The sequence below is a fragment of the Granulicella rosea genome, from assembly GCF_900188085.1.
Classification (GTDB): domain Bacteria; phylum Acidobacteriota; class Terriglobia; order Terriglobales; family Acidobacteriaceae; genus Edaphobacter; species Edaphobacter rosea.
This window is the reverse complement of sequence record NZ_FZOU01000004.1, coordinates 285,024-308,861: the sequence shown is the minus strand read 5'-3', so window position 1 is coordinate 308,861 and position 23,838 is coordinate 285,024. Positions and strand designations below refer to the sequence as shown.

The window sequence follows — 23,838 nt, the reverse complement described above, 5'->3', positions numbered from 1 at the left end:
GAACCGCAGAAGCAGAAGATTACTCCAGCTTCTTTGAACCTGCCAATCTGATCCTGAATCTGGGCTGGCGTTCCAATCAGCCCCGACCGCAGCCCACGGTTCGAGACCGAGTTCTCCTGGATCGACATCGTCTGCTCCAACTGAGTTCCTTGCAGCCACTGCTGATAGTTCTCATAACCTTTGGCATTCTGTTTGACATCGGTAATGCGCTCGAGCTCCCGTTAGACTTCGCCCTCAGTGCTCCGAGTGAAGGCATAACCGGACAACCCAAACTGCATCGGCGTGAGACCTTAACGGTCTCGACGCTCCCGCATGTCGGCGATCTTCGTGGCGACGTGATCGGGTGAATCTCCGTGCGTTTGCGAGTCTTTGATCATGTTGTACATCTGGCAGTTCGCTTCCACAGCCTTTTGTCGCTGTTCGATCTTTGTCTTGGTCTCCGGTGACGAGATGAAGACGCTATCAGCAAGATTCTTTTAGGGGGCCTCTGATTGACTCCGGCCTCGTTAAGGGCAGGGCTTCAGCCGTGCCGTATGGACTGTGTAACTCCCGCGTTTATTCTTCGTCCTTCTGTTGGACGCGCTACGAACTCTTGCGACCGGGAGACAGCATACTGCCGCAGCAGATAGATCAACTGCTGTACAGGTCCTTGCGGTTCAGGCCCTTCATGGAGAACGATGCTAAGGGGGCGCAGGATCGGTCCGCCTTCGATGGGCACGGTGCGGACGCTGTTCAGCTTCAATGCCTTCTCCAAGGCTAAGTAAGAGACAAATCCAACGCCCGCGCCTGCTTCGACCGCGGCCAGTATTCCCTCGGTCGAATTCATGGCGACCGAGTTGCGCAGTTGTCGACGGAGACCATGCTTATCGAAGAAATCCTCGATGTAACGTCGCATACCCGCTCCCGGTTCGCGCAGAAGGAGATTCTCTTCGGCGAGTTCGGCTGCCGAGATGGTCCGCCTCCCGGTCCACCGATGCTGGACCGGCACAATCAGAGAGAGCTCGTCCTGGCCGAACGGCTCTATCTTGAGATCGGGCCGTAGCCCCGGAGCCTCGATGATTCCCAGGCTTATTCGATAGGTGGAGATCGCATCCAACACTTCACTCGTGCTGCCCGCGTGGATATGGATGCGCAGCTTCGGCCAGGAAGCGAGGAGACTTGGCAGCAGTCTCGGCAGCAGGTAGACCGCAAGGGTATGCGACGCGCCAAGTCCGATCTCGAACTCCTCCTGCGAGCCGATCGCGGATAGTGCCGCGGCTGCCTCGTTGTTCAGGATCTCCATCCGGCGTGCATAGCTCAGCAGCACCTCTCCTGCCTTTGTCAGAGCCACGCCACGTCCGACGCGATTGAACAAGGCAATACCAATGCCCTGCTCGAGCGACTGGATCTGTGCTGTGACTGCAGGCTGTGTCAGATGCAGCTGTTGCGCGGCCTTGCGATAGTTGAGCAATTCAGCGACAACGCGGAAGGTTCTTATGCGTGCGATATCCATAGCGAAAGCAACCTCGACTTACAAGAAGGGCAGAAAAACAAAGATGCCCGGCTGGACTTCGCCGGGCATCGAACACTTGATTTAACATCCGCTATTGTGGCGGACATATCCCTGGGCGACCCGGGATCGTGTTGGAAGGGGATCGCTTCAGGCGAACACCGGCGACTCCTGTTGCGTTATCACAACAACAGATCATAGGTGCGTTCGCGCTGAGTGGCATGAATAAAGCTTATGTTGCGTGGTGCAACGCGTCAAGAGCAGGTCCGACCAATTTGCAGGCAGCGGACGGGCAGTCACAGGCGCTCGCAGCCCGATCAAATGGGTGACGAGCGCCTGCGTATCCGCTACTGGAAGGTCATCTGTACCGCGTAAGCATGACTGATGCTGCCCGACCCCGTCGCCGTCACGTTGACCGTGTAGGTGCCCTTCGCGGTCGCAATGGGCGGACGAGAGGAGCATCCGGTCAGGGTCTGCAGTGCCGAAAGACTTAGCAAGAGAAGAGCGAACAGCCGAATGCCACCCAGGGCGGAGAACGAGCTCTTGTTCTTGCGCCGGTAGCCGACGGACAGTATCAGCAGTAAGGGGCCTGCCAGGGGAAAGCACATCCGGCTTAGACCGCCCGCAGTGCTCAGCTTCGATGTCGTCGTAGGTGTCGTGGAGTAGATTTTCATCTGAACCGTGGCCGCGGTGTTGGAGCCGTTGAGGAAGAGCTGGTCCGTCGGAAAGGTGCAGGCCGTGTTCTGCGGAAGGCCGGTGCATCCGAGCTGGACATAGCCGAAGTAGTTGCCCGACGGGGTGATGGTCACGGGCAGCGAGGCCGCAGAGCCGGTGACGATGGAGAGCGTGTTGGAGGCAGCCGCAACGGCGTAGTCGCCTGTCCAGCCGGAGGCAGGCGCAATGTAGATGGGGTAGTTTGCTGTCGTCGCCGAGGCACTGTAGTAGCTGTCTCCTACATAGGAGCCGGTCAGTTGATGGATTCCGCTGGCGAGTCCGCTGACCGTGAAGGTTCCGACGCCGGTTGCGGATAGCGAGGTTGCGGCATAGGAGACGCCATCGAGGTACAGCGTGGCGTTGCCGGAAGGCACCTTGGAGGAACCGGCTGGTGTCGTGTAGCCAACCGTGACGGTGATGGTCTCGGTGGTGCCAGGGTAGACGACCTGCGGCGAGCTGAAGACCGTCGAGGTCGTCGGGTTGATGGCAATCGCGACGGAAGTAACGGGCGAGGCGCTTGCGGTGAAGTCGGTGCCTCCCGCATAGGCTGCATACAGTCCGTTGCTGCCGGCGGGCAGGGTGCTGAGCGTCAGGCTTGCTGTGCCGCCCGAAAGGGAGACGCTGCCGAGGTTTGCGACTCCGTCATAGAACGTTACGCTCCCGGTGGCCGTGACAGTATTGCCCGTGACGGTTGCGGTCAGCGTGATGGGAACGCCGGCGTAGCTAGCCAGGGTGGAGACATTGAGCGACGTCTGAGTGGTCGAGGGGACCGTGCTGAATGACCTACTCTGCACACTGCCGCCGAAGTTCGCGTTGCCAGCGTAAGCAGCCGTCAGGATGTGGCTGCCTGGCGCGGAGGTGAAGCTGAAGGTTGCCACCTCAGCACTCAACGTCACCGGCTGGCTGATTCCATCCAGGGTGAAGGTTACAGGGCCGGTTGGCGTTGCTGTCCCGGCAAGTGCGCTCAGTGAGGCTGTGGCGACCACCGTCTGGCCGTACGAGTATCCGGCTGTTGGGACGGTGGGGTTGAGACTCAGCGCCAGGCTGGTTTGCACATAGCTGCCCACGACGATGGAGACGCTGCCCGTCGTGGTGGCCGAAGAATAGATGCCATCGCCGCCGTATGTAAAGGTCACGGTGTGAGTGCCTGCCGTGAGAGACGAGATGGTGAAGACGGCAGACCCGGAGGAGAGGGTCGCACTTCCCAGGTTCGCGCTCCCTTCATAGAAGGTGAGGGTGCCCGTCGGCGTTGCCAGCCCGGACTGCGTCGCCACGCTTCCGGTAAAGGGCACGACCTGGCCGACTGCTGCCTGGGCGATCGGTGAGGAGATGGTAAGCAAGGGTGTTGCCTTGGCGACCGTCACGCTGAGCGTCACGGCCGTAGTGGACTCAATGGGGGCATAGACGGCATTGCCCGCGTACGTGGCGGAGAGCGTATGCGATCCAGCAGTTAGCCCGGAAGGAAGATTGAACAGCACAGCACCGGCGGCCAGCTTCGCCGCGCTCGCTGCCGCTCCATCCACATAGAGCGTGACGGTTCCTGTTGCGTCCGACGCGGCTGAGGCAGCCACGGAGACGGCTTGCGTCGGGTAGATGTTTCCCGTGGGCGAACGGATCGCAAGCGCCAGCTTGGATGCCGTCGTGGGAGCGGTTCCGGAGGAAGTACCGGTCAAGGTCAGGGTGCTCCTGGTCGTCGCCTGCGAGGGTACGGTCACAGTCGCTGTTCGCGTTGCGCCAGGGGAGGTAGGGATGAAGTTCGTGGCGAAGTAGCAGCTGAGGCCGGGCTGAACCGGCGAGGTAAAGTCGCACGGAGAGATCGTCGGCGTCGTGACCAGCGAGGCGTTCAGCGGGAAGTCATCCGCATCGCCGTATTCCAGGATGCCGCTCGATTGGGTGTAGACCGGAGCCTGGTTGCCGGAGTTTACGATCGACACCGCAAGCGAAGAGGCCGCACCGCCCACGGCCGTGGCGGAGAATGTTGCGGAGTTAGCCGCACGAGGAATGAGAAAGTAGGCCACGGTGCTGCTGCCGGATGCGCGCTCGACGGACACGATGTTTCCCGCCGGATCGATGCTGAATCCGAAGCTCGGTCTCCCGCTGTTCAACTTCACCATGTCGCCGCCGGTGATTCTGCCGTACTCGTTCGGAATGCGATAGATGATCGAGGTGGCGGGGTCGGTGGCGCTGGCGCCGTAGTCCGACATGAAGAGACTGCCCGAGGCGTCGAAGGCAGCGGCCCAGGGATAGGAGGCGTTGATTCCGAGAGCGTACGGAGCCTTTCCGGTCGCAGGCATGTACCAGGCGTCTTTAGCGGTGTAATCAGTGGCTCCGAGGTTGCCGAAGAGATCGACCGCTACGCTGAAGCACTGGCCCAAGATGCCTGGATGTAGCTGGGCGGCGGTCGCCGTGCTGCCCGATAGCGTGAAGCGATTGACGTATGTGTTCGCGCTGCCCGTGAGGTTGTAGTTGCAGGACCACATGTTGCCTGCGACGTCGGTGTTGATGGTTCTGGCCGGCGTGGCCGCGACCGTAATCGCGTCCGCCGTGCTCCAGGTTCCATTCTCGTACGGGTAGAGGATCGTCGCGGCGGTGGTCACGGCGATCAGATCGCCTGCGCCATTGATGGCGACGTCCTGAATGCCGGACGACGCGACGGCGATCGTGACTGCGCCGCTGTTGGACTTCTGTACGATCTGGCCGTTGCCGGTATCGGCGAAGAAGAGATTGCCGAAGGGATCGAACTTTGCCCCGCGCGGCGTCTTGGTGGAGATGGTGGAGGAGAGCACGCCGCTCTGGGTCGTCGCTGCTCCACCGGTCTCATAGGCGATCACCGGCCCCAGTCCGCCACCGCCAAGAAATACGCGCAGTTGAACCTTGTTGCTTGCGTCGTAGAAGACGATGGCTCCGGGCCGCGCACCGGGATAGATCGGTGCAAAGGTGACATTCACCGTGCAGCTGTTTCCGGCCACGTAGGTTGTGCCGCCCGCGCAGGTGCTGCCGCCTGCGTCCTGATAGTCCTGTCCTGTCTTACCCGCGGTGACCACCTTGATGGATGCCGTCGCGGCGGGGAGGCTGGAGGTGAAGGTCAGATTGACGGGAATGGTGATGGATCCGGAGTTGGCCTGCAGTAGCCCGAGATAGATCGCGCCGGTAGAGAGCCGGTAGACGCCGCTGCCGTTTGCAATGTAGACCGCGTTCCGTGTGTCGACCGAGATGCCGGTGGGAGAGGCGATCCCTGCGCTCAGCACGGTCTGGCTGCCGGTATCGGGAGCCAGGGTCGTCGTGCTGTAGGGCACGGTGACGACCCGACCGTTGCCCGTGTCAGCGATATACACGTTATTGGCGGTATCGACCGCAACGCCATACGGAGCACTCAATCCGCTGCCGACCATGGAGGCCGTCGTGCTGCCGCTGGGCAGGTAGATGACGGCATTGGCACCCGGATCGGCGACGTAGACGTTGCCTGCCTGGTCCACCGCGACCTGGGTGGGGCTGGTGAGTCCTTTGACGATCGTGGACTGCACATAGGAGGTACCGCTGAGTGTCTCCTTCACCAACTGGCGATTGCCGTTGTCGACGATGTAGATGTTGCCGCTCACATCGACGGCGACGCCGGTCACCTTGCCGAGACCCGTACCCAGTGTGACAGGCGCGTTCAGGTTAAACTTTCCCTGCGAGGTTACATATTCGTATGCGACGCTTGCGTTACCGTTCGCGACCCAGAGGTTTCCCGACGCGTCGACCGCCAATTGCTCGGGAGCGCTGAGCGCGGAGACCACCGTCGATGCACTACCGTTCCCGCCGGTGTACTTGTATAAGGTTGAAGCGCCCTTGTCGCTCACATACAGATTGCCATAGGGGTCGGCCGCTACACTTGCGGCGTTGCTGTAGGTACCGGTAAGCGCACTCTGCGCGCTTGCAGTTGCTTGGCCAACGGCCCGGCTTGTGTCGATCCATCCCAGCAGCGTCGCGATGGAGAGCAGGGTCGCTCGTATTGCGAAGGTCTTCTTCACGGTCATAGTCTCCGGTGTTCCAGTCGATTTCAGTAGGTCGTCTTCATCGCAGCAGCGAGCTTAGAAATTCAGCCGAAGACCGGCTTGAAGATTTCTGGGTCTGCCTGAGGAGGTGATTGCGATCGACTTGTAATCCAGCGTGTTGGTCGTGTTGGGAACGTAGTAGTTGGTTCCCGAGTTAACGTTGACCGAGGGCGAGCCGAACTGCGGATGATTCGTCAGGTTGAACGCATCCAGATTGACAGTCAGCTTGTAGCGATCGCGAATGGAGAAGTTCTTCCGCGCTGAAAGATCCACGTTGAAGAGAGCGGGACCGAGGATGATTCCCTTTGGGCTGTTGCCGACCTGTCCCTGGTCCGGCGCTTCGAAGTTGATGACGTCGCCGGTGTTGATCGTGTTCCACCACTGCGCGGCGCTGTGCCCGTACTGAACCGGGTAGCCATGATAGACGGCTCGGTTGACCACGCCGTAGGGGTCGTTTCCGTAGGGCGTCTGGCGGATGCCGGATTGATAACGCACCGCACCGGTGAAGAGCCAGTTGCCGATCGCGCCGTCGATTGCGCGCCAGCCACGGTGGATCGTGGGCGCGGTGAGGCTAAAGGTGGAGGTGACCACCTGACGCCTGTCGTAGGTCGCGTACGAGTAGCTGTAGGTCTTGGAATAAGCCGCGTAGAGCGGCACCTCGTTATCCGAGCTCGCAGTCGTCAGGGCCTTCGAGAAGGTATAGGCAGCGGAGAAGCGTGCCTTGCCGAAGCGGCGATTCGCAGAGACCTGCAGACCGTTATAGTTCGAGTCGGCGTCCGAGCGATACATGTAGATGGAGCTATAGCCCTTGTACGGCCGCACCGAGTTGATGTTCATGTTCGGGTTGCTCTGGTAAGCAAGATGCTCCGCCGCTGGGTCTACTCCGTTGATGTCCGGGTTGTGGAGCAGATGACGAGCCTGATTGCCGATGTAATTTACCTCGAAGAAGATGGCCTTCGAGAGCTGCTTCTGCACCCCGAGGTTGTACTGATAGACATAGGCGCGTTGAATGTCCGGGTTCGTCGCGTAGATAGCGCCGAACGGGCGTGTTCCCTGCTGCGCGGAGATGGACGAAAGCTTGTCCATGTTGCCGTTGTCGATGGTCGAACTGGGCAGATAAGGCGGTGAGTTCAAAGCCGAGTAGGCGATGCTGCCCTGCGGCATGTCGTAGAAGAGGCCGGCACCGCCACGTATCGCGAGCGTTCCGCGACCGGTTGGATCGTAGGCGAAGCTGAGGCGTGGCGCGAAGGCGCGCTGCGACTTGTAGAAGCCGCGTTTGCCGATAGTGGGCACGTTGAGCACGGCCGTATCGTTTGCAGTTGGAACCTCGGCCAGATAACGAGACGAGACGCCGTTGCCGGCACGTCGCAGACCGTTGTAGAGATTGCCGGAGTTGGCGACGATCGTGCCGTCGGCATTGACGGTGACTGCTGCCGCGGGATCGTAGAACTGCGGATAGAACGAGGCGATATTGTCGTAGACCGTTGTCCATGGCGTCGTCCATTCGTAGCGCAAGCCAGCATCGATCGACAGACCGCGCGAGGCACGCCATACGTCGTCGACGAAAGCAGATGCCTGCGACATACGGAACAGGCCATAGGTGTTGTAGGCCGATTCGGTGTACTCCTGAAAGTTGCCGAGCAACGCGTCGGCCAGCGGATCGCCCGTCGTGTAAGTGCTCGATACGGTCGTGAAACTGGCAGCGCCGTAAGCGTTGGGCTGGCCGTTCTGATCGCGACGGTTACGACCGTACAGACCTCCGAACTTCAAGGAGTGTCTGCCTTGGACCAGGCTATAGAGGTCCTTCACCTGAAGGTAAGTCGTGTGAGCCTTCACGAGAAAGCTGTCCGACTTATATGCCGTATAACCGGCCACGGAGACGCTCGGGATACCCAGCTTGGGCCCGTAGCCCGTAAACAGATCCTCATAGGCAAGGCCGTAGAAGCTCTTCTGCCAGTCGTCGCCCGCAGGGGTCTGACGGACGACCGTCCACAGCCCCGCGACCGCGATTTCATTGGTCGAATTCGGAGAGACGACATGCGTATACGAGACCAGCGCATTGTTCGCCGGTACGTGTTCGAAGTAGGACGAGGTCGGCAGCGATCCACTTCCCAGTGGATTGGTTCGGTTGTGCGTATCTTCGATGAAACGTGCGTAGAGAATATCCCGCGGGCTGATGGTCCAGTCGACGCGCGCAACCTCTTCATGATTGGTATACGGCTGAGCAAGCTCGAAGATGCTGTTGCTTGCAGCCGTGCAGCCATCCGCGCCGCAGTTGGTCCCGGCGTATGAGGTTGCCTTGGAGATGATGCGCTGATAGATCTGCTGGATTCCCTTTCCAAAGGGCGTAATCAGGTTCGAGATATCGCAGGTCGTGGTGTTGATGGCGATCTGGAGTGCGGGAACGTTCTTCAGTCCGCAGGTGTTTCTGGTCGTGGTGAAGTTGCCCTGTACTGCCGCCAATACAGGCAGTGACACGGTTGTGGGCAAGGATGTCTGCGCGATGGTCTTCCACTCGGTGCCGACGAAGAAGAAGAGCTTGTCGTGCAGGATGGGAAATCCTACGGCGCCCCCAAAGTCGTTGAACCGCAGGTGATTCGGAATAGCCTGAAAGGTCGTCGCGTTGCGAGAGAAGTACGAGGCCGCATCGAGATAGTTGTTGCGGAGTAGCTCGAAGGCCGAGCCATGGACACGATTCGTTCCAGACCGCGTGACGACGTTGATGGTGGGCCCGCCAGAGTCTCCCCACTGCGCGCTGAAGGACGATGTCTGTACGCTCACATGCTCGATGAAGTCGATGCCTACGTTGTTGAACTGCGTGCCGTTGGTGCTGATGTCCTTGTTGATGGTGCCGTCGATGTAGAGACCGTTCGCGGTGGCGCGCATACCGTTGAGAACGGTCGAGGTCGTCGTACCGCTGGTGATCTCATCCATGGCGTTCGTGGGATCGGGTGTGACGGAGCCTGGCAACGTCGCAAGCAGATCGAGGTAATTTCTGCCGTTTAGCGCCAGGTCGCGCACGGTTTCTCCATCGATGATGTGCTCCACCTGACCGGACTGCGTGTTCACCATCTCACCGACTTCCGAGGTGACGATCACCTGATCCGAGGCCCCGCCAGGATGCAGCGAAAAGTTCACGCTGAAGGCGCTTCCGTCGTTCAGTTCGTACCCCTGCCTGGTCTCCGGAGCAAAGCCATCGACCTGCACCGAGAGGGAGTAGTGCCCCGTCTGCAGGCTGGGAAAGATATACTCACCCTGGCCGTTTGCCTTGACTGTGACGGTGGCGTTGGACTCTACGCGCGTTGCGGTAAGCACGGCCTGCGGAATCGCAGCGCCTTGCGCATCGGTGACCACGCCGCTGATGCTTCCGGTATCCGCCTGGGCAAAAGCCGGGGACGCACCGGGAAGGAAAAGAAAAAGCAGAAGAAAGAAACGGAAGAAGTACTGCGCCAGGCAATGCCGTTCACGCAGTCTCAAAGTGCCATCAGTCATGGTGCGCGCCACCTAACAAAGAGCTATGTATGCTCATGGATTTCTTGCGACAGAGAGCTTCTCTTCTGCCTGAGTTCGCGAGTGAGAGTCGACGCAGTCAGCATCGACTCACCAGCAAAATGTGTGGGGGTATCGGTCGGTTCGTAACGAGAACGCAGACGAGATGACTAGAGCTTCAACTATCGACAGACGCGACAGGAACAACAAGCGGAGAGGCTTGTCGGACAACATAGCGCGTACGAAAGTGTGCTCAGAAGCATATGACTTCAAGCTAACACAAGGCGCACACGAGATTCGATCACAAATATTGATTGCCAATCAGACGCAGGGCCGTCCACTGTCGATGACGGACGGCTGCTTGTGAACAAAGCCTTGTAAGCAAGCTGGTAACAAGCTACTTCGTAGGCGGCAAGGAACGGTTGCGAGGATCACGTACGACGCGGACGGCCGCCTCGTGTGGGAGTTGGTCCTTGCAGAGTTCAAGCACCTCGATACATTGCAGGGAGGTCTGGGATGCTTCATTGGTCGACATTCGCGCATCCTCTTGCACAGGCTGCAGTACATCCGAGCCCGTCACCAACACCGGGTTTGCGATGCCTCCGCCCTGCGAGAGCAGCATCTCGATCGCGCGCTTTGCGTAGGCGACGTTCCCGGTTCTGGCGTAAACATACGCCGCGAGTCGCGGCCCACTCTGTCCCGGCGGCACATACTGTGCGTCCGCGCCTTCGTTGTGCGTGGTCCGGTCTTTCTCCCAGACTTCGGATGGTGCGATGCCAAGTCGGCAGAGCTTAAGCCATGCCTCCTCGAAGTCCTTGCGCCCGAGCAGCGGGACAAGCTCGAACATCACCTCTCCCCCGCCCTGGATGGTCGCCAGGTTATAGTTCGCGGGCACCAGCGCATGGCTCTGCGGATTCGGAATAGCCGTCAGCTTACCGGTCGTGTCGTCGAAGCCCACGGTTGCGGCGAGTGCTTTGGCATTGGCCTCGGGCTTGCCGGTCTCGAGGCCGAAGGGCATGGTCAGGATCGAGTCGATGCCTGCAAGAATCTTTTCCTGCCAGCGCTTGTCGCCCGTGCGCTCCCACTCGGTCATCCAGTTGCCTGCAAGGGCAAACCAGTCGGGGCCGATGCGGATGCGTACGGGCGGCTCGTCCGGCTGCTTCGGCTCAACTTCACGCATAGGGTCGAAGTTCGCCATGCTGACCCCGGAGTGTGTGGCGGCCTCGCGCAGCAGATCGCCCGTGCGTTCGTCGGTGGTGAGGTAGTAGAAGGGCCGCCAATGCGCGGCCTGGCTGATGCGCGCCTCCTTGGCTCCATCGCCCCATTTGACGACGTTGTGACGCGAGCCGAGACCCCGCATAGGGCCGAGGTGATACGTGTCGGTCTCGCTGGTGTTGCGAGCATGAGCCTCGGCCAGCCGGAAGAGGTCGGCACGCCCGGTACGCAGAAAGCTGTACCAGAGCCAAAGCGGCGCACCGAGTTCCGTGTTATCCCACGCATGGCCGCCCCAGTCGTAGTGCCAGACGTGACGCGCGGCAGAGTAGGAGTGGATGAAGTCGCCATACTGCCAGAAACCGTACCAGCGACGCTCCTCTACCTGCCGCTCGTAGTAGGCGAGCACGGAGTCGAGACCGTCCTCAATGGATTTCTTAAAAGGTGTCGAGCGGTCGGGCAGACTCCACACGCCGAAGACATCCGCAGAGTGCAGATACTCCGGCGAGGCAGCAAAGATCGGCTGTTGTGCGCCTGCAGTGGCCATGGCGACGGTCTCGGCTTTGGTCACGAAGGCAGAGGCGGCGAAGACGCTGAGCTCGCTCGTGCGCGCAACGCCGTAGGCGGTGGAGAGGCCTGGCTGCGCATCCTCGTAAGCCGCGGGCAGACCGTGCCCGTGCGTGTCGTAGAAGCGCATGTCCATCTCAGGCGCTTCGGGCGACCACAGCCACGCGATCAATCTCGCGGACTCACTCGCGGCGTTTTGTATCTCAAGTCCTGCAGGAAAGGACTGCCAGAAGTTGCGTATGCTCACCGCGAGTCCGCCGCCAAGATCGCCCACGCTGGCGAGACCCGCGGCGCGAGTGCCGGAGGCCGAGTGGATCCAGGTGCTCTCCGCGCCGGTGCGCTTGACGATGGTGAATCCGTCCGGGTTTGGCTGGCTGAGTTTGAAGTCGTTCCAGATTGCGTTCTGCGCGAAGACCGGTGGCGGGCTGAAGGGCTGGCCGGACTCCTGGGCCGCATTGCCGCCACCGGGCTGCAGCGGCTCGGACCACAGACCACCCTGATGGCCTACGAAGCGGACGGTCCGGTTCAGGGGTTGATCGCGCATCGGCGCATCGATCTCGAATCCAAGGCCTCGGATGAAGTCCTTCTCCTGGTCCCCATCGAAGACGATCGTGTGGACCAGTCGAATGGAGGTCTGGCCGGTGTAGAAGTAAAGCCGCACAGTAAAAGGTAGCCACTCCCGGTGCGAACTGACGCCACGATGAACGCCTTCGATCCGAACCACGGCGCGCACGGGACCGGTCTGCTCGACAGTGAGCTGTTTCAGCTCGGAGACGAAGCGCTCGCGCTCAGGAGAGTCCTCCGGGCGATTGGCAGTTCCGCTTTGCAGAATGCAGACAAGCCGCCCGGCACGGCCTATCTCCTTGCCGCCGATACGGATCGCTTCGATCAGGTTCGCGCCGGCGAGCGGGAGGTCGCACTGCATCGCGCCTGTGTCGACGTGCACCATTGTGCCTTCTTTTCTGGCGATCGGCTTGCCGGTGACGGGCGTCGGTGCGCCCGGGATCAACTTCGCCGAGCTAGCAAAGCCAGCGGGAAGTGCCGTTGCGAAGCCGGTCCACTTGACCGAGCCGTCAGGCCAGTAAGCGAGCGGCCAGCTCTGCAGAGGTAGGTTGCCCGCGGGCGACTCCAGCCGAAAGCCCTCGCTGCGAGAGACGGAGCCACGAGCCCACGGAACGCCCCAGCTAACGCCTGCGGGCTGGGTGGGCTCCTTATCGAGGAGCCGGAGGTCTACTGCTGTCACAGCGGGGACGGCAGAGGTCGCGCCCTGAGCGTGGAGGCTACGGGCCGTAAGCGGGAGGGTCGAGATCGCGACGCCGGCGAATGCAGCGTCTTTCAGGAAGTCGCGGCGAGTTGTCTGGCTCAAGGTTCGGCTCCGGGCGGTCTGGGTTGCAGTCCGTATCGTCCGCTCATTATGGCCCCTCGGTACGGGCTTGTGAAGTGCGTTTCGGTCGTCGGGGCCGACCGTATGCTCGAAGTCGTACACGCGGCTGCTATTCTTTCGGTCACAACGCCTATGGCAATCACTTGGATGAAGCGCTCACTATCACACGGAATTCTTGCTCTCGCAGTAGCCACCTTGGGGGTTGCCGGATGGTCGCAAAGCATACCGCCGGACAGTCGCCTGCACCGCGGCAAACTGCTCTACAAGGATGACTTCAAGCATGGGCTCAGTTCGTGGCGAATCGAAATGGAAAAGCCCGGCTTCGTCACAGCGAAGCGGGGCACGCTCGATATAGACGTACCAGAGGGAGTGACTGTTTGGCTGCGGCAGCCGCTTGATGGGCCGGTAATGATCCAGTATGAGGCGACCGTCGTCTCCGCCGGCGGTCCGAATGACCGAGTCAGCGATCTGAATAGCTTCTGGATGGCCACCGACCCAAGATCGCCGGCGGACCTCTTCGCTCAGCCGCGAACCGGTGCATTTGCGCAATACAACTCGCTTCGGATGTATTACGTCGGCCTCGGGGGCAACGCCAACACCACCACCCGTTTCCGGCGCTATATCGGCGCCGCGACCGACAGGCCGCTGCTGCCGGAGAACGATCTGTCCGTCGCGCGCGATCCCTCCAAAGGCATCTTCGCGAACAAGCCGCAGCTCATTACTCTCATCGCGTCCGGAACCTTGATTCAATACTGGCGCGATGACAAAAAGATCTTTGAGATGACCGATGCCGAGCCCTACACGCATGGATGGTTCGGCCTTCGAACTACCAGGAACCACATGCGTGTGCGCCATCTTCGCGTGATCCGGCTGAATGAAAGGTAGCTGAAGAAGGGACTGTACTTTGTGCGGCATCCGTCTAAAGAGATCGCCCACGAGAAGGCATCTTCTCGTGGCGCGCTATTCTTTGTCGTGATGCCAGCCAAAAGATTACTGGCCTTCACCGCCGGAGCCCGCAGCCGCGGAGGCAACATTGCTCGTCGCCTTTTCCGCCAGAAGTTGCTCGATCTTCGCGGTGAACTCCGCCTGGAGCTGGCGGTTGAACTCACCGCTCGCAGGAGAGGCGAAGCCGGAGTGAATGCCCTTGACCAGCCCATCCTTGCCGACGAAGATCGTCGCCGGCCAGGTGTTCAGGTTCACTGCCTGCGGAATCTTCTCCCACATCTCGGCGGGCGCACCTGCAATCAGGTAGTCGTACTTCACTCCGTACTGCTTCACGAAGGCGCGTTCCCGCTCCAGGCTTCCCTGCTGCTCGGGCTCCTCGAAGTCCAGCGCCACGATGGCCAGACCCTTGTCGCGATACTTCTTGTCCAGCTCGACAAGGTACTGTGCTTCATCATGGCAGTTCGGGCACCAGGTGCCGGTCACGATCGCGAAGACGACCTTGTTCTTGAAGCGCGGATCCTCGCTCGAGACCAGCTTTCCATTCACATCCGGAAAGTTGAACGCAAACTTCTCCTTCGGGTCGCGCACGGTCGTGTGCGTCTCGTAGTTCTCCGGCTCGGGCAGCCCCTTGGCCCGTGCAACTTCAGTACGATAAGCAACCAGCTTCGGTGTATAGCGGCTGTCGGAAGGGTCCTCCGTATATTGTTTGGCGCTGGCCGTACCGCTGCCCTGCGCTGCAACCGGGCTTGCAGCGCGGCCTGCGTTCTGCACGACCTCCAGGCCGCCATCCTTCGTTGGAACAAGCTGGATGTTGCCCGGGCGCGAGCCGTCGAAGTGGCTTAGCAGCCACTTGCCCTCTTTGTAAGTGCCGCTATAGGCGCCGGTGTCTCCATCCACACGCAAAATAGAGGCTGCGACCTCGGCGCCGCGCTGTTCAACGATGAGACGAAATGCCTTCTCGCCTTTGGAGGAAGGCGTGGGAAGCGCAATCTCCCACGAGCCTGCGATACTGGGAGCATTCGCAGCGACGTCGTTCGCATCGACGTGCCGCGTTGCCTGGAAGCCGTACTCAGCATTCGCGGAACGAGACTGCGTCGCGACGTTGCCTTCCAGCGCCGTCACGCGGTAACCAAGCACAACGTCCTTCATGTTGTAGTAAATGAGAGTGATAGCCCTTTGCGTTTGGGCGAGGCCCGCGATCCCGCCGGCCTCGTATCAGCAAACGGACGTGCTCGTTCACGGAACATATCGCAATATTATCGGACCGAGGGATTAGTAAAGCCGCACGCTAGGTTACCGTCCTTCTTGTAGGAGCTCTTGGTTGCCAGCGAGAGTGTGGTGAGGCTGCGATCGTTGTTGGTGCGAACCTCTGCGTCGTTGCCGAGGAAGCCGATGAGGGTGACTTTGTTTGAGTACATGGTGTTGATCTCCGTTTCGTTGAATTCCCGTATCCTGCTCGGGTCACACTCGGCGAAGCCAAGCGAGTGGGCCCGGCTCCCAAGCGCCAAGGAGTGCTTTCCTGGTGGGGCCCGGAAGAAGTTTGAGCGGCGTCTGATGCCGCGGCTTTCAAACTTGTTCTGGGAGGTCCCGAGACCCCGCAGGGGCGGCGTAGCCGAAGCAGAACGACGCCGAGCCGCAGGGCGCCGGTCTGGCCCCGAAGCGTGACCCCGAGTAGAGGACGGGATACGGAACGGAAGGCTCCCCCATGTAGCCAAGTCAACCTTCGCGTCTCGGCTGCGAGAGTTCGCCCGGATCGCAACCTCTATTCGACCGGCAACCGCTCCGTTCAAGGACGGCTTCGAGCATGCCCCGTTGCGCTTCGGAAAGCCTAGGGACGGCACGCTGGGCGCTTTCAGGGACAGGTAAGGCTGTGCAGCCGTTATTGGCAGCAGGAAAGGACATCGGAGTGACCTCGGATTCGGGTTCGATTCTCTAGCGGTAAGGTTGCGGCTCAGGCATCGGAAGCACGATAGATCTCCTCCGAGAGGAAGCTCTGCTCCTGGTGGCTGTATCCGGAGACGGTAATCAGCTCGCGGACGCGGCGGCGGCCGGTGATGTCGCGCTCGCAGTACAGAACGAAATCGATCGCCTGAGCGGTCTCGGAACGCATGAACCCATGATTCAGATTCGGTCGAGCACTCAGGGCGAGATTGGAGAGGCGGTTCAGAGCGTCCAGTGCCGACTTGGCATGAATCGTCGACAGCGTTCCGCCGTGCACGTATTCATCGCTTGCAGGAGGTCGTAGCCGCACTCATTGCGAATCTCGCCCATGATGATCCGGTCGGGACGATGCCGCAATGCGGCAGCCAGAAGCTCACTCGGCGTGACGGCGATCTGGCCTGGAATCGCATCCACCGCCTCCCAGCGAACGGAATTGGGATGCGACACCTTGAGCTCCGCCGGCTGCTCGATAATCAGCAGCCGCTCATTCTGCGGAACGTGGTCGAGCAGCCCTATGAGCAAGGTGGTCTTGAACGTCCCCATCAGCGTCTGAGCCCCGGAGAAGTCCATCGTTCCTTGCGCGTGCGCCACGCCCGCAAACGACATCGCGACAAGAGTCGGCGCAATGAGCCGCATTGCCCGCATCAACTGTTGGGAGGAGAACTGCATCAGCCGTGCCTTGCGCTGGCTGATGGTACGAGGAACAGCGAATGAACTTCTGTGTGACATCGGCACCTCCATCGACTGAATTCAGTCGGGATATGTCGAGATCATGAAACAGGCTCTTCCAGCCGTCCAATACTTCCTATGGATCGCCCGATAACTCCGACCTATCACCTGCCCTCAAAGGAGCCTGTTCCGGCATCGAAAACTGCGGCTATACGGGAGCTTTTGAGGGGCCATTCGGCAACGAATCCAGGACAGGAATCGAGCCTCCAAGGAACGCTTCCTGTCTTCGTGGAAAGATCTCAGACGACTGGGTGCTCTGCAGCTTCTTGAATCTGCGTATCAGGAGCGGAACCGTCTTCGGTCGCCACTGCCTGTGATAGATCACCGCCGTGTCGACGGTCCAATCGACCCCGGCGATGGGCCGTGTTGTCAGGGCGTCATCGAGAGGGGTGCCTTCCCGAACCAGAGCGAATCCATAGCCTTCCCTGACGAGCATCTGCATCTCGGAGGGGTGCGATGCACGTGAATACGCCTCGACCAGGACACCCGCTTCGGCGAGCAGTTCGAGGAGTCGATGGTGAGCATCGGGGTGACGCTGCGGGTGATACAGGATGGCGAGATTGTCTTGCAGGTCCGAGGGCTGCAGCGCGGCTTTGCTGGCAAGCGGATGATCTTTTCGCAGGCAGACCACAAGGCGGTCGCGACGCAGCTCTTCGACATGAATTCGAGGATCTTTGAGGGGCAATGTGACCACGGCAGCGTCGACCTGGCTGGCCAAAACCTCTTCGACAAGTTGGGCCCTGTCGCCATGGGTCGGCCGAACAGCGGCCATCGGCAGGATCGTTCTGTGCATGGAGCAGAAGGAGCGGAACAGTTCCCCATCGACGAGGGGTGTGGAACCCAGGCGGATGGTGGAGATCTCGCCTCGTTCGATGGCGATGAGCGCATCGATCACCTCATGCCGCATCTCCAGCAGCGACTGTGCCAGCTGGATGAAGGCCTCCCCGGTTTGCGTCGCCCGTATGCGGCCATCCCGCGTCTTGCGGAAAAGTTTGATCGAAGCGTTCTCCTGGAATCGACGTGCCTGCACGCTGAGGTTCGGTTGCGACGTGTGCAGCTCTTCGGCTGCCGCGCGAAACCCTTGTTTCTCCAAAATGGCAAGCAAATAGCGGAAGTGACGAAACTCGGCCCAGTCATGCATCACGAAGCTCCCCAAGAACAGCAGCACACACCACGCGTCCCGGACTGACGATCGTCCTTATGAGAAATCTTCGCGACAAAATCCTTCCGCGACAACAACATTCCGGCATTTGGCCAAATTCACTTTTCGCGAAAAGTCGCGCTACGGCAGTGTTTCGTCGGACCCGATACCTCTGAGCGATCACCCAATAAATACAAAGTATTGGACAGGGGGCCGAGAGCGAAGTCAGGCTTATCAACAGACCGGCGAGTTTCGAAAGGCTACTTTAGTCAACTTGGAGGTTTTTTGCAATGCAATCGTACTGTTCACGCCCCTGTTCGGAACATATGCTGTCAAGAGACTGCAGCGCGCTCAGTTTGAATACAAGGACTCAAGCTATGAACCAACGAACTAGCTTGTCTATGTTCTTTCTTACAGGTTAACTACAGGCTTCCTTTAAGCAAGCCGTTTGTCGCTACCGTTTCAGCGGAGATTCCGCTCCGTTTCAGCGTGGAGGCTCTACTGTTTCGGCGTGGATGCGCTTCCGATGCAGCGTGGAGAGCGAAAAACGCTGAGATCTGGATCTACCGTTTCAGCGTGGAACGCTCTTCGGCTGAAAACGTGCAGCGGCAGACTGGATTCTGCTCATGTTTCAACGAGTAGTCGGCATTTGGGAGGCTTCCGCTACCGTTTCAGCGTACTTTTGAAATTCATCGTGCCGCTACCGTTTCAGCGTGTCGTGGCGATCTTTTGCCGCGACCGTTTCAGCGTGCCGTCGAACTGACGCTTTCCTGCTACCATTTCAGCGTCGAACGACCCTCTCCGTGATGGCGAGCTGCTACCGTTTCAGCGTCGTCGGATACCTGGAGACGCCGTGTGGATAGAGTCTCTGCTACCGTTTCAGCGTGCTCACGCGGGATACATGCCCACGACACGCTGAAACGGTAGCAGAGCTGAGTTTGCCAGCTTTTCTGCTACCGTTTCAGCGTATGCTGCGCAGGCCCTCACTTCGCGATACGCCGCCGCTTGACGATACTTGCTTCGATCGCCAGAAACTCCTGGGCTTCTCCACCGGTGCGCTCTGGAATCGCCAGCGGCGCCGGGTGGATGTGCATGCCGCTCTCGGAGAGATCGACCTTCATCTGCGGGTACACGAGCCGGATCTTTTTCACGGTGGCGATCACCTTTTGGCGGAAATTTCGCAATTCCTTGTACTCGGAACCCATCTGCCGGTGCAGGCCGTCCCATGGGATCGTCTTTGTATCTCCGTCTTTCCGCGCGCTATAGGTCTTGTGGCAGATCAGCGAGTAGAGATCGAGCGACAGGGGCGAATTCCGGAGAGCGCGCAAGGCACGCAGGTCGAGCGGGATCGGGCTGGAGGTGATGGCGCTGAAGAATTTGTCGCTCAGCTCGATGTAGCTTTCAAACAACGAGTTTTGCGATCCTTTATCGAAGTTCCACCAGAGCACGGCCTCCGGGCCGATTTGCATGTCGAGCCACGCATCGCCCGTCTTACCATCGCGCTTATAGGTCTGCTTGAAGCTGATAGTTGCCCTCAGCATGCGCTCAATCTGATCTTTCAGGCGACGGGAATCGCTGCGTACGCCGCCGTTCGAAGGATTGAGACCCAGCTTGCGCATGAAGTCCGGGTAGCTGGTTCCGAGGTAGAGCCTCCGCTTCTTGGTGCGCGCTGCCTCGGTGACCATCCAGTACAGAAAAAGTCGCGGGATGGTGCCGTATGGGTATTTGTGGGAGGCACTCTCCTCATCGTAGAGCGGACGGATCGACAGGGTCAGGTTCCCGTTGGTGCGGCTCCAGATCGGTACATTGCCGGGGTCTGAGTGGGGGAAGGTGCACTGGATGAGCTGCCGGGCGAGGAACGCCCTCTCATAGGAGTCGGGCGACTGCTGCATGTCGGTTGCAGCTTCTAGCAGGCGCATCGCCACCGGCGACAGGCCCCCCACCTCGTCCATGGCGGATGCGGAGATGGCAAAGGCTAGCTCGTCCTCCTCGTTCGGCGTCATGGACTGGCCTCGGTCTTCGAAGACGTGCGGATGATGCTCCGGCGCGTTCGCTGGGACCGCGGCGTCGATTGAGATCACACCCTTGCGCGCCGTCGTGCGAGGCGCCCGCTTCGCTGCCTTCTTCGCTGTCGCCATCTCTACCCGCTCCTGGGTGCCGGTCTATTCGCAAGGAATGTCGAGACGTTTCATCATCTCTTCGATTCCCTCCCAATAGGCCAGTCGATTTTCTTCGCAGAATCCAATGAACGCCGCGGCCACGCGCTCCGGTAGACGAGTCGTGATGGGAATCGTCGGACCAGTCTGGCGCTTGCGTCTATAAACGGGAGGCCGGCTCGTCGAGGGCGCAGACGCTTCCCTGCTGGTAAATCCGTGAGAGTCCGCAATGGCATCGATGCGGTCCATGACGGGAAGGGGCGGCGCAACCTCGGCCGGCCGGATCGCGCGCAGCTTGTCGGCGGTGGAACGCACCGCCGCACCGCCAAATCCAAAGTTGTCCTCAGGCATGGGCTGCCTCCTTCTTCTTTTCCGAACCTCTCGGCTCGGCGTTCTGTGTCAGGATATCGACCAGCTCGTCGGCAAAGTTTTGTGCGTTTTCGAGCGCCTCGGTGAGGCCGTTCACCTGTAACGGATCGAGTTCGTGCAACGCGAGCCGGCGCACGAAGATCGCCTTATATGCCTGCCGCTCGTGCAGGCGGTTGCGCATGACGGGCAGCTTTGCGCTCTTCAGCGAATCAATGATTTCGCGCTCGATGCGTGTGGTGATGATCGGACTGGTTCGTGTCATCACGATGCGGTAAGGAATCTGGCGTCCGGCAAGCGTCTCCTCTTCCTCGTGGATGAGCGCGATGGCGCGGCTTGCCTGACGAGCGTCGACACCGCTCGCCTGCAATGGCACCAGGACGAGATCAGCCTGTGTGATAGCGCGCGAGACCAGACGGTTGGCCGTGCCCTCGAGGTCGACGAACACGAACTGGTTCCTGGTGCTCTCCTCGCGGATGGTCCGCACGATGGTGCTTTCGGTGGCGTCACCGATCACGCGGATCTTCGAGGCGGAGGCGCCCGCACGCCATTCCACAATAGGCCGGTTCGGATCGGCATCGATGACGGTAACGGAGGCACCCAGTTTGCTGAGAGTCTGCGCGAGAACAAGGGTGGTGGTGCTCTTTCCGGCCCCTCCCTTGGGATTGGCGGCGACGATGACGGGCATATGGCCTCCTGTACATCAATAGTATGCCATTACTGGCTTTCGCTGCACGTTAGAAGCTTTTGCAATTAATCAAAAGCTTATGCAAGCTTGTGCAATCATGTAAAAGCTTGCGCAAGCTTTTTTCAAAATCCTCAATCTTGCACAATCCGGCAATCGCGACCGGGCCGCTATCCTGGGGTAAACCTCGCGTATGAAACATGCCAGGAGATGTCCTTGGCATCCCGAAAGCTGTCCATGTGAAAGGTAAAGCCCTCAGAATGAGGTGAATCTTCCAATCTTGCCGGCAACGGGATGACTGCGCGTATACGCAAGAATGGTGTGGCATAGGATAGCGTGTACTTCGGGACACAACGTCCCAAAATCAAGGTGAGGGACCTCGTGTCTACTTAAGAGTTAAGGTCCGCACGGAAAATGGGAGCCAGTCATTGGCTCCCGCCCCAAGGCTATGCGGCTACTTGCTTCTTTGGTGCGCTCTTCTTGGAGGTTGCTTTGATTGTTGTCGGCCCCTTCGCTGCTTTGCCGGCTGCCTTCTTCGGGGAGTTGGAAGGAAGGCGGTTGCGGCTTCCGTGAGGGAATCTGCCTCGCCTTCGCGTGGGATCGGTTTGCTTCCGGTAAGGACGAGACGCAGCGCGAAGCCTGTCAGCTTGTCGTCGGGTAGTCCGTCGACAACGCCAAGCAGAATCTCCTCTGCGCTCTTGTCATTGTCTTCGCCTTCTGGGGCGAAATGCTCGGCGACATCGTCCACGAAGGTGTACGGGTCGAGGTTCACAAGGGTCCGCAAGAAGACCCTCAGTTGTGCTGCGGTGAACGTGGCTGGGGCCGCGTCGAGAATGCGGTCGAAGGTCGCCGCACGTGCTTTCAGCAGCTTCTCCGTCCGGGCGCGTTCCGCCTCCCATTGCTGTTGGCGGAGCTCATCCTCCCGCTTCTGTTCCTCGGCCAGTCGTTCCTGCTCCTGTTCATACTCTCTCTGTTGCCGTTCATACTCCTGCTGACGTTGTGCGGCTTCCTCCTCCGTCTCGGCCTCGGGAGCGGGTGCGAGCTTTGGAGCGGGTTTCGCGGCCTGGGCCGAAGCCGCGCGTGGGTCGTGTACCGGGCAGTGGTTGTCCGTGCAGACGGTGATGATGGTGCCTACGCGCTTGCCGTATACGATGATGGCCGACTTGGCCGACTCGCACGGCGGTGCCGGCTCGGCGTCGCGGTTGTCCACCACGTTCTCGATCTCGCGAAAGACGCCACGCTGCACTGCACCGGGTCGCTGCTCCTTCGCATTTCTCCAGCCGTTCTCGATCTGGACCAACTCAGGATGGGCGGCAACCTCGCGGTCGATGTGCGCCATTACCTTGCTCTGATAGCAAGCTCCGTCGAGGCATTATGTGGAATCAGGGCAACTGGCAAGTGTTTTCCGCTGGCTCGCCACCGCCGCACTCCCCGCGTGAGACGAATAATAGGACATAGTCGTTATTGGAGCTTTTCGGGACCTAGTTTAGGTGTTGCGTTTAGCTCTGGCCATTATGGCGAGTACAAGGGCCAGAACCGTCGCGGGAAGGATGAGCAACATGACTAAAGCAGCAGGACCATGAATGTTTGTTCCTCCAATTGGTGAGCCGAACAGAAGCACAATCCAAGGACCAATCAAGATAAGACCTGCCGTGAGACCGCGTCGCGGTGCTCCAGGCTGGGCGCTCCAGCCAATGAATCCTACGAAAGACAACACAGTTCCAACAAGTAATGCTAACGTGAAGAGATCGAAATGATCGCTGATGAACTCAAATCGAAAATGGGTGGCGACGTCGATATATCCGGCCAAGATGCCAACTGCGATCAGAGCTGCTCCTGACAGGGAGACAGTCTTCCAAACGGCCAATGAATGAGATCGCGAGGGCATGGACAAATTCTATCGTTACGTCGCACTGCTGCCTGGGGCTACTCTGAAAGAAGTGATCTGAACCAGATCGCTGCCGATCTGTCGTTGCGTTGGGCCTGCGGGCGTGGGTACGTCTGCGAGCCTCAGCAAGAGTTTTTCGTAAGCTGCGACGCCGTCCTCCACGGCGGCTTCTTCCGCTTCTCCCAATGGAATCTCCTGAAGCAGATGTAGCAGATTCGCCTTGCCTTCGAGCAGAAGTGCTGCGGTCGCTTGCTTCGGCATGTAGAAGTCGCACTTGGCACAAGCCATGCGATGCGGGCACTGCTCAAAGAAGTCATAGGTGCAGTAGCCGTGTCCGAGGTCATAGAACTTCCAAGGTTCCGTTGAGGCGATTCCGGCACGAACGGCGTCCTGATCGATCAGTACCTCGATCGCACGCAGGTTGCGTGCAAAGTATCCAGCATCAGCGTAGGACTTGGCCATCTTCAGAGGCGTAATCTTCGCATAATGCTGAGTGGCTGACGGACTTGAGTGCCCGAGCCACTCCTGCAGTTCAAATAGGGTCATCGGCTCCTTCGCGTTGAAGAGCTGCGAAGCGATGGTGGAACGTGCGCGATGCGTAGTGATGTTGCCGCGCACATCGGCTAGCGGCACGCCGGCCTTGGCGCAGAGCGCGGGGATGAGGGTGTTGTTCAGATAAGACTTGCCAACGCCTGTGAGCCGGACCATGAAGAGAAAGTCCACGAACTCTCCGGTCTTCCAATCGGCCCGCTTGGCGCCCTGCGGACGCACCTTCTCCCAGGCTGCGATAGCGTCTCCAACGATACGATCCACTGGCTTCGTGAAGGCTGTTGCGGTCTTGTTGACTGGAACATCGAGCAGGCAGACCGCATCGGCGGGGAGTATGTCGCCCGTGGCAGGGACAATTACTGCATCGCGCTGCCAGCGGATGCAGCCGACCCGCAGCCTAAGAATCTCGTTGTTGCGAAGTCCTGCGAAAAGCCAGGTCGTCGCGAGTGCCCTGCACAACTCTATGGGATAACTGTTGGGGCGAAAGTTCCCTCGATGGGCCGGGCCACGACGGGGAAGATCATCGGGAACGAGGTTGAGACCGGC

The 23,838-nt window shown here is 59.8% G+C and carries 14 protein-coding genes and 1 pseudogene; 1 reads left to right on the top strand and 14 read right to left on the bottom strand.

What is annotated here, in order from left to right; all coding sequences use genetic code 11:
* Positions 1-520: 520 nt before the first annotated feature.
* The 4 genes from CHB87_RS13220 to CHB87_RS13205 form a co-directional block, all read right to left on the bottom strand.
* The gene (locus CHB87_RS13220; protein WP_089408913.1) at positions 521-1,492 is read right to left on the bottom strand and encodes a LysR family transcriptional regulator; all 972 of its coding nucleotides are present in this window, start codon (positions 1,490-1,492) and stop codon (positions 521-523) included.
* A 344-nt stretch (positions 1,493-1,836) separates the two neighbouring features.
* Complete coding sequence (locus CHB87_RS13215) at positions 1,837-6,222, bottom strand: Ig-like domain repeat protein (protein ID WP_089408912.1); 4,386 nt, start codon at positions 6,220-6,222, stop codon at positions 1,837-1,839.
* A 54-nt stretch (positions 6,223-6,276) separates the two neighbouring features.
* Positions 6,277-9,732, bottom strand: a complete 3,456-nt coding sequence (locus tag CHB87_RS13210) for an outer membrane beta-barrel protein (protein ID WP_089408911.1) — start codon at positions 9,730-9,732, stop codon at positions 6,277-6,279.
* 394 nt (positions 9,733-10,126) lie between these two features.
* Positions 10,127-12,874 carry an exo-rhamnogalacturonan lyase family protein gene (locus CHB87_RS13205; RefSeq protein ID WP_089408910.1) on the bottom strand — a complete coding sequence of 916 codons (2,748 nt, stop codon included), beginning with the start codon at positions 12,872-12,874 and terminating at the stop codon, positions 10,127-10,129.
* A gap of 102 nt (positions 12,875-12,976) precedes the next feature.
* On the opposite strand from CHB87_RS13205, the gene CHB87_RS13200 reads away from it, so the two are divergent.
* A complete protein-coding gene (locus CHB87_RS13200) occupies positions 12,977-13,777 on the top strand; it encodes a DUF6250 domain-containing protein (protein WP_217897054.1) in 801 nt (266 codons plus the stop codon).
* Between the two features lie 105 nt (positions 13,778-13,882).
* On the opposite strand, the gene CHB87_RS13195 is transcribed toward CHB87_RS13200, so the two are convergent.
* From CHB87_RS13195 to CHB87_RS13155, 10 genes and pseudogenes are all read right to left on the bottom strand, one after another.
* Complete coding sequence (locus CHB87_RS13195) at positions 13,883-14,986, bottom strand: TlpA family protein disulfide reductase (protein ID WP_089408909.1); 1,104 nt, start codon at positions 14,984-14,986, stop codon at positions 13,883-13,885.
* A 107-nt stretch (positions 14,987-15,093) separates the two neighbouring features.
* Positions 15,094-15,255: a single-stranded DNA-binding protein gene (locus CHB87_RS13190; protein WP_245817976.1), complete on the bottom strand. Its 162-nt coding sequence runs from the start codon at positions 15,253-15,255 to the stop codon at positions 15,094-15,096.
* A gap of 533 nt (positions 15,256-15,788) precedes the next feature.
* Positions 15,789-16,318: pseudogene (locus CHB87_RS22815) on the bottom strand (CpaF/VirB11 family protein); the annotation flags it as partial.
* A 337-nt stretch (positions 16,319-16,655) separates the two neighbouring features.
* Positions 16,656-17,648 carry a LysR family transcriptional regulator gene (locus CHB87_RS13180; protein WP_089409089.1) on the bottom strand — a complete coding sequence of 331 codons (993 nt, stop codon included), beginning with the start codon at positions 17,646-17,648 and terminating at the stop codon, positions 16,656-16,658.
* 983 nt (positions 17,649-18,631) lie between these two features.
* Complete coding sequence (locus CHB87_RS13175; protein WP_089409088.1) at positions 18,632-19,651, bottom strand: replication protein RepA; 1,020 nt, start codon at positions 19,649-19,651, stop codon at positions 18,632-18,634.
* Between the two features lie 159 nt (positions 19,652-19,810).
* Positions 19,811-20,155: a hypothetical protein gene (locus tag CHB87_RS13170; RefSeq protein ID WP_089408908.1), complete on the bottom strand. Its 345-nt coding sequence runs from the start codon at positions 20,153-20,155 to the stop codon at positions 19,811-19,813.
* Complete coding sequence (locus tag CHB87_RS13165; protein ID WP_089408907.1) at positions 20,148-20,858, bottom strand: ParA family protein; 711 nt, start codon at positions 20,856-20,858, stop codon at positions 20,148-20,150. The genes CHB87_RS13170 and CHB87_RS13165 overlap by 8 nt, the downstream gene beginning before the upstream one ends.
* Before the next feature lie 451 nt (positions 20,859-21,309).
* Entirely contained in the window at positions 21,310-22,194 is an 885-nt protein-coding gene (locus CHB87_RS13160; RefSeq protein WP_089408906.1) for a hypothetical protein, read from the bottom strand.
* Positions 22,195-22,341: 147 nt separating this feature from the next.
* Positions 22,342-22,743 carry a hypothetical protein gene (locus CHB87_RS21960; RefSeq protein WP_142988341.1) on the bottom strand — a complete coding sequence of 134 codons (402 nt, stop codon included), beginning with the start codon at positions 22,741-22,743 and terminating at the stop codon, positions 22,342-22,344.
* A 15-nt stretch (positions 22,744-22,758) separates the two neighbouring features.
* The gene (locus tag CHB87_RS13155; protein ID WP_176441747.1) at positions 22,759-23,751 is read right to left on the bottom strand and encodes a tyrosine-type recombinase/integrase; all 993 of its coding nucleotides are present in this window, start codon (positions 23,749-23,751) and stop codon (positions 22,759-22,761) included.
* Positions 23,752-23,838 lie beyond the last annotated feature (87 nt).

Excerpts from the sequence above, each read along its gene's own strand:
- CHB87_RS13175 (WP_089409088.1), bottom strand. The coding sequence starts at position 19,651 with ATGACGCCGAACGAGGAGGACGAGCTAGCCTTTGCCATCTCCGCATCC.
- CHB87_RS13190 (WP_245817976.1), bottom strand. The coding sequence starts at position 15,255 with ATGTACTCAAACAAAGTCACCCTCATCGGCTTCCTCGGCAACGACGCA.
- CHB87_RS13170 (WP_089408908.1), bottom strand. The coding sequence starts at position 20,155 with ATGCCTGAGGACAACTTTGGATTTGGCGGTGCGGCGGTGCGTTCCACC.
- CHB87_RS13180 (WP_089409089.1), bottom strand. The coding sequence starts at position 17,648 with ATGCATGACTGGGCCGAGTTTCGTCACTTCCGCTATTTGCTTGCCATT.
- CHB87_RS13215 (WP_089408912.1), bottom strand. The coding sequence starts at position 6,222 with ATGACCGTGAAGAAGACCTTCGCAATACGAGCGACCCTGCTCTCCATC.
- CHB87_RS13200 (WP_217897054.1), top strand. The coding sequence starts at position 12,977 with ATGCTCGAAGTCGTACACGCGGCTGCTATTCTTTCGGTCACAACGCCT.
- CHB87_RS13220 (WP_089408913.1), bottom strand. The coding sequence starts at position 1,492 with ATGGATATCGCACGCATAAGAACCTTCCGCGTTGTCGCTGAATTGCTC.
- CHB87_RS13160 (WP_089408906.1), bottom strand. The coding sequence starts at position 22,194 with ATGGCGCACATCGACCGCGAGGTTGCCGCCCATCCTGAGTTGGTCCAG.
- CHB87_RS13210 (WP_089408911.1), bottom strand. The coding sequence starts at position 9,732 with ATGACTGATGGCACTTTGAGACTGCGTGAACGGCATTGCCTGGCGCAG.
- CHB87_RS21960 (WP_142988341.1), bottom strand. The coding sequence starts at position 22,743 with ATGCCCTCGCGATCTCATTCATTGGCCGTTTGGAAGACTGTCTCCCTG.
- CHB87_RS13165 (WP_089408907.1), bottom strand. The coding sequence starts at position 20,858 with ATGCCCGTCATCGTCGCCGCCAATCCCAAGGGAGGGGCCGGAAAGAGC.
- CHB87_RS13195 (WP_089408909.1), bottom strand. The coding sequence starts at position 14,986 with ATGAAGGACGTTGTGCTTGGTTACCGCGTGACGGCGCTGGAAGGCAAC.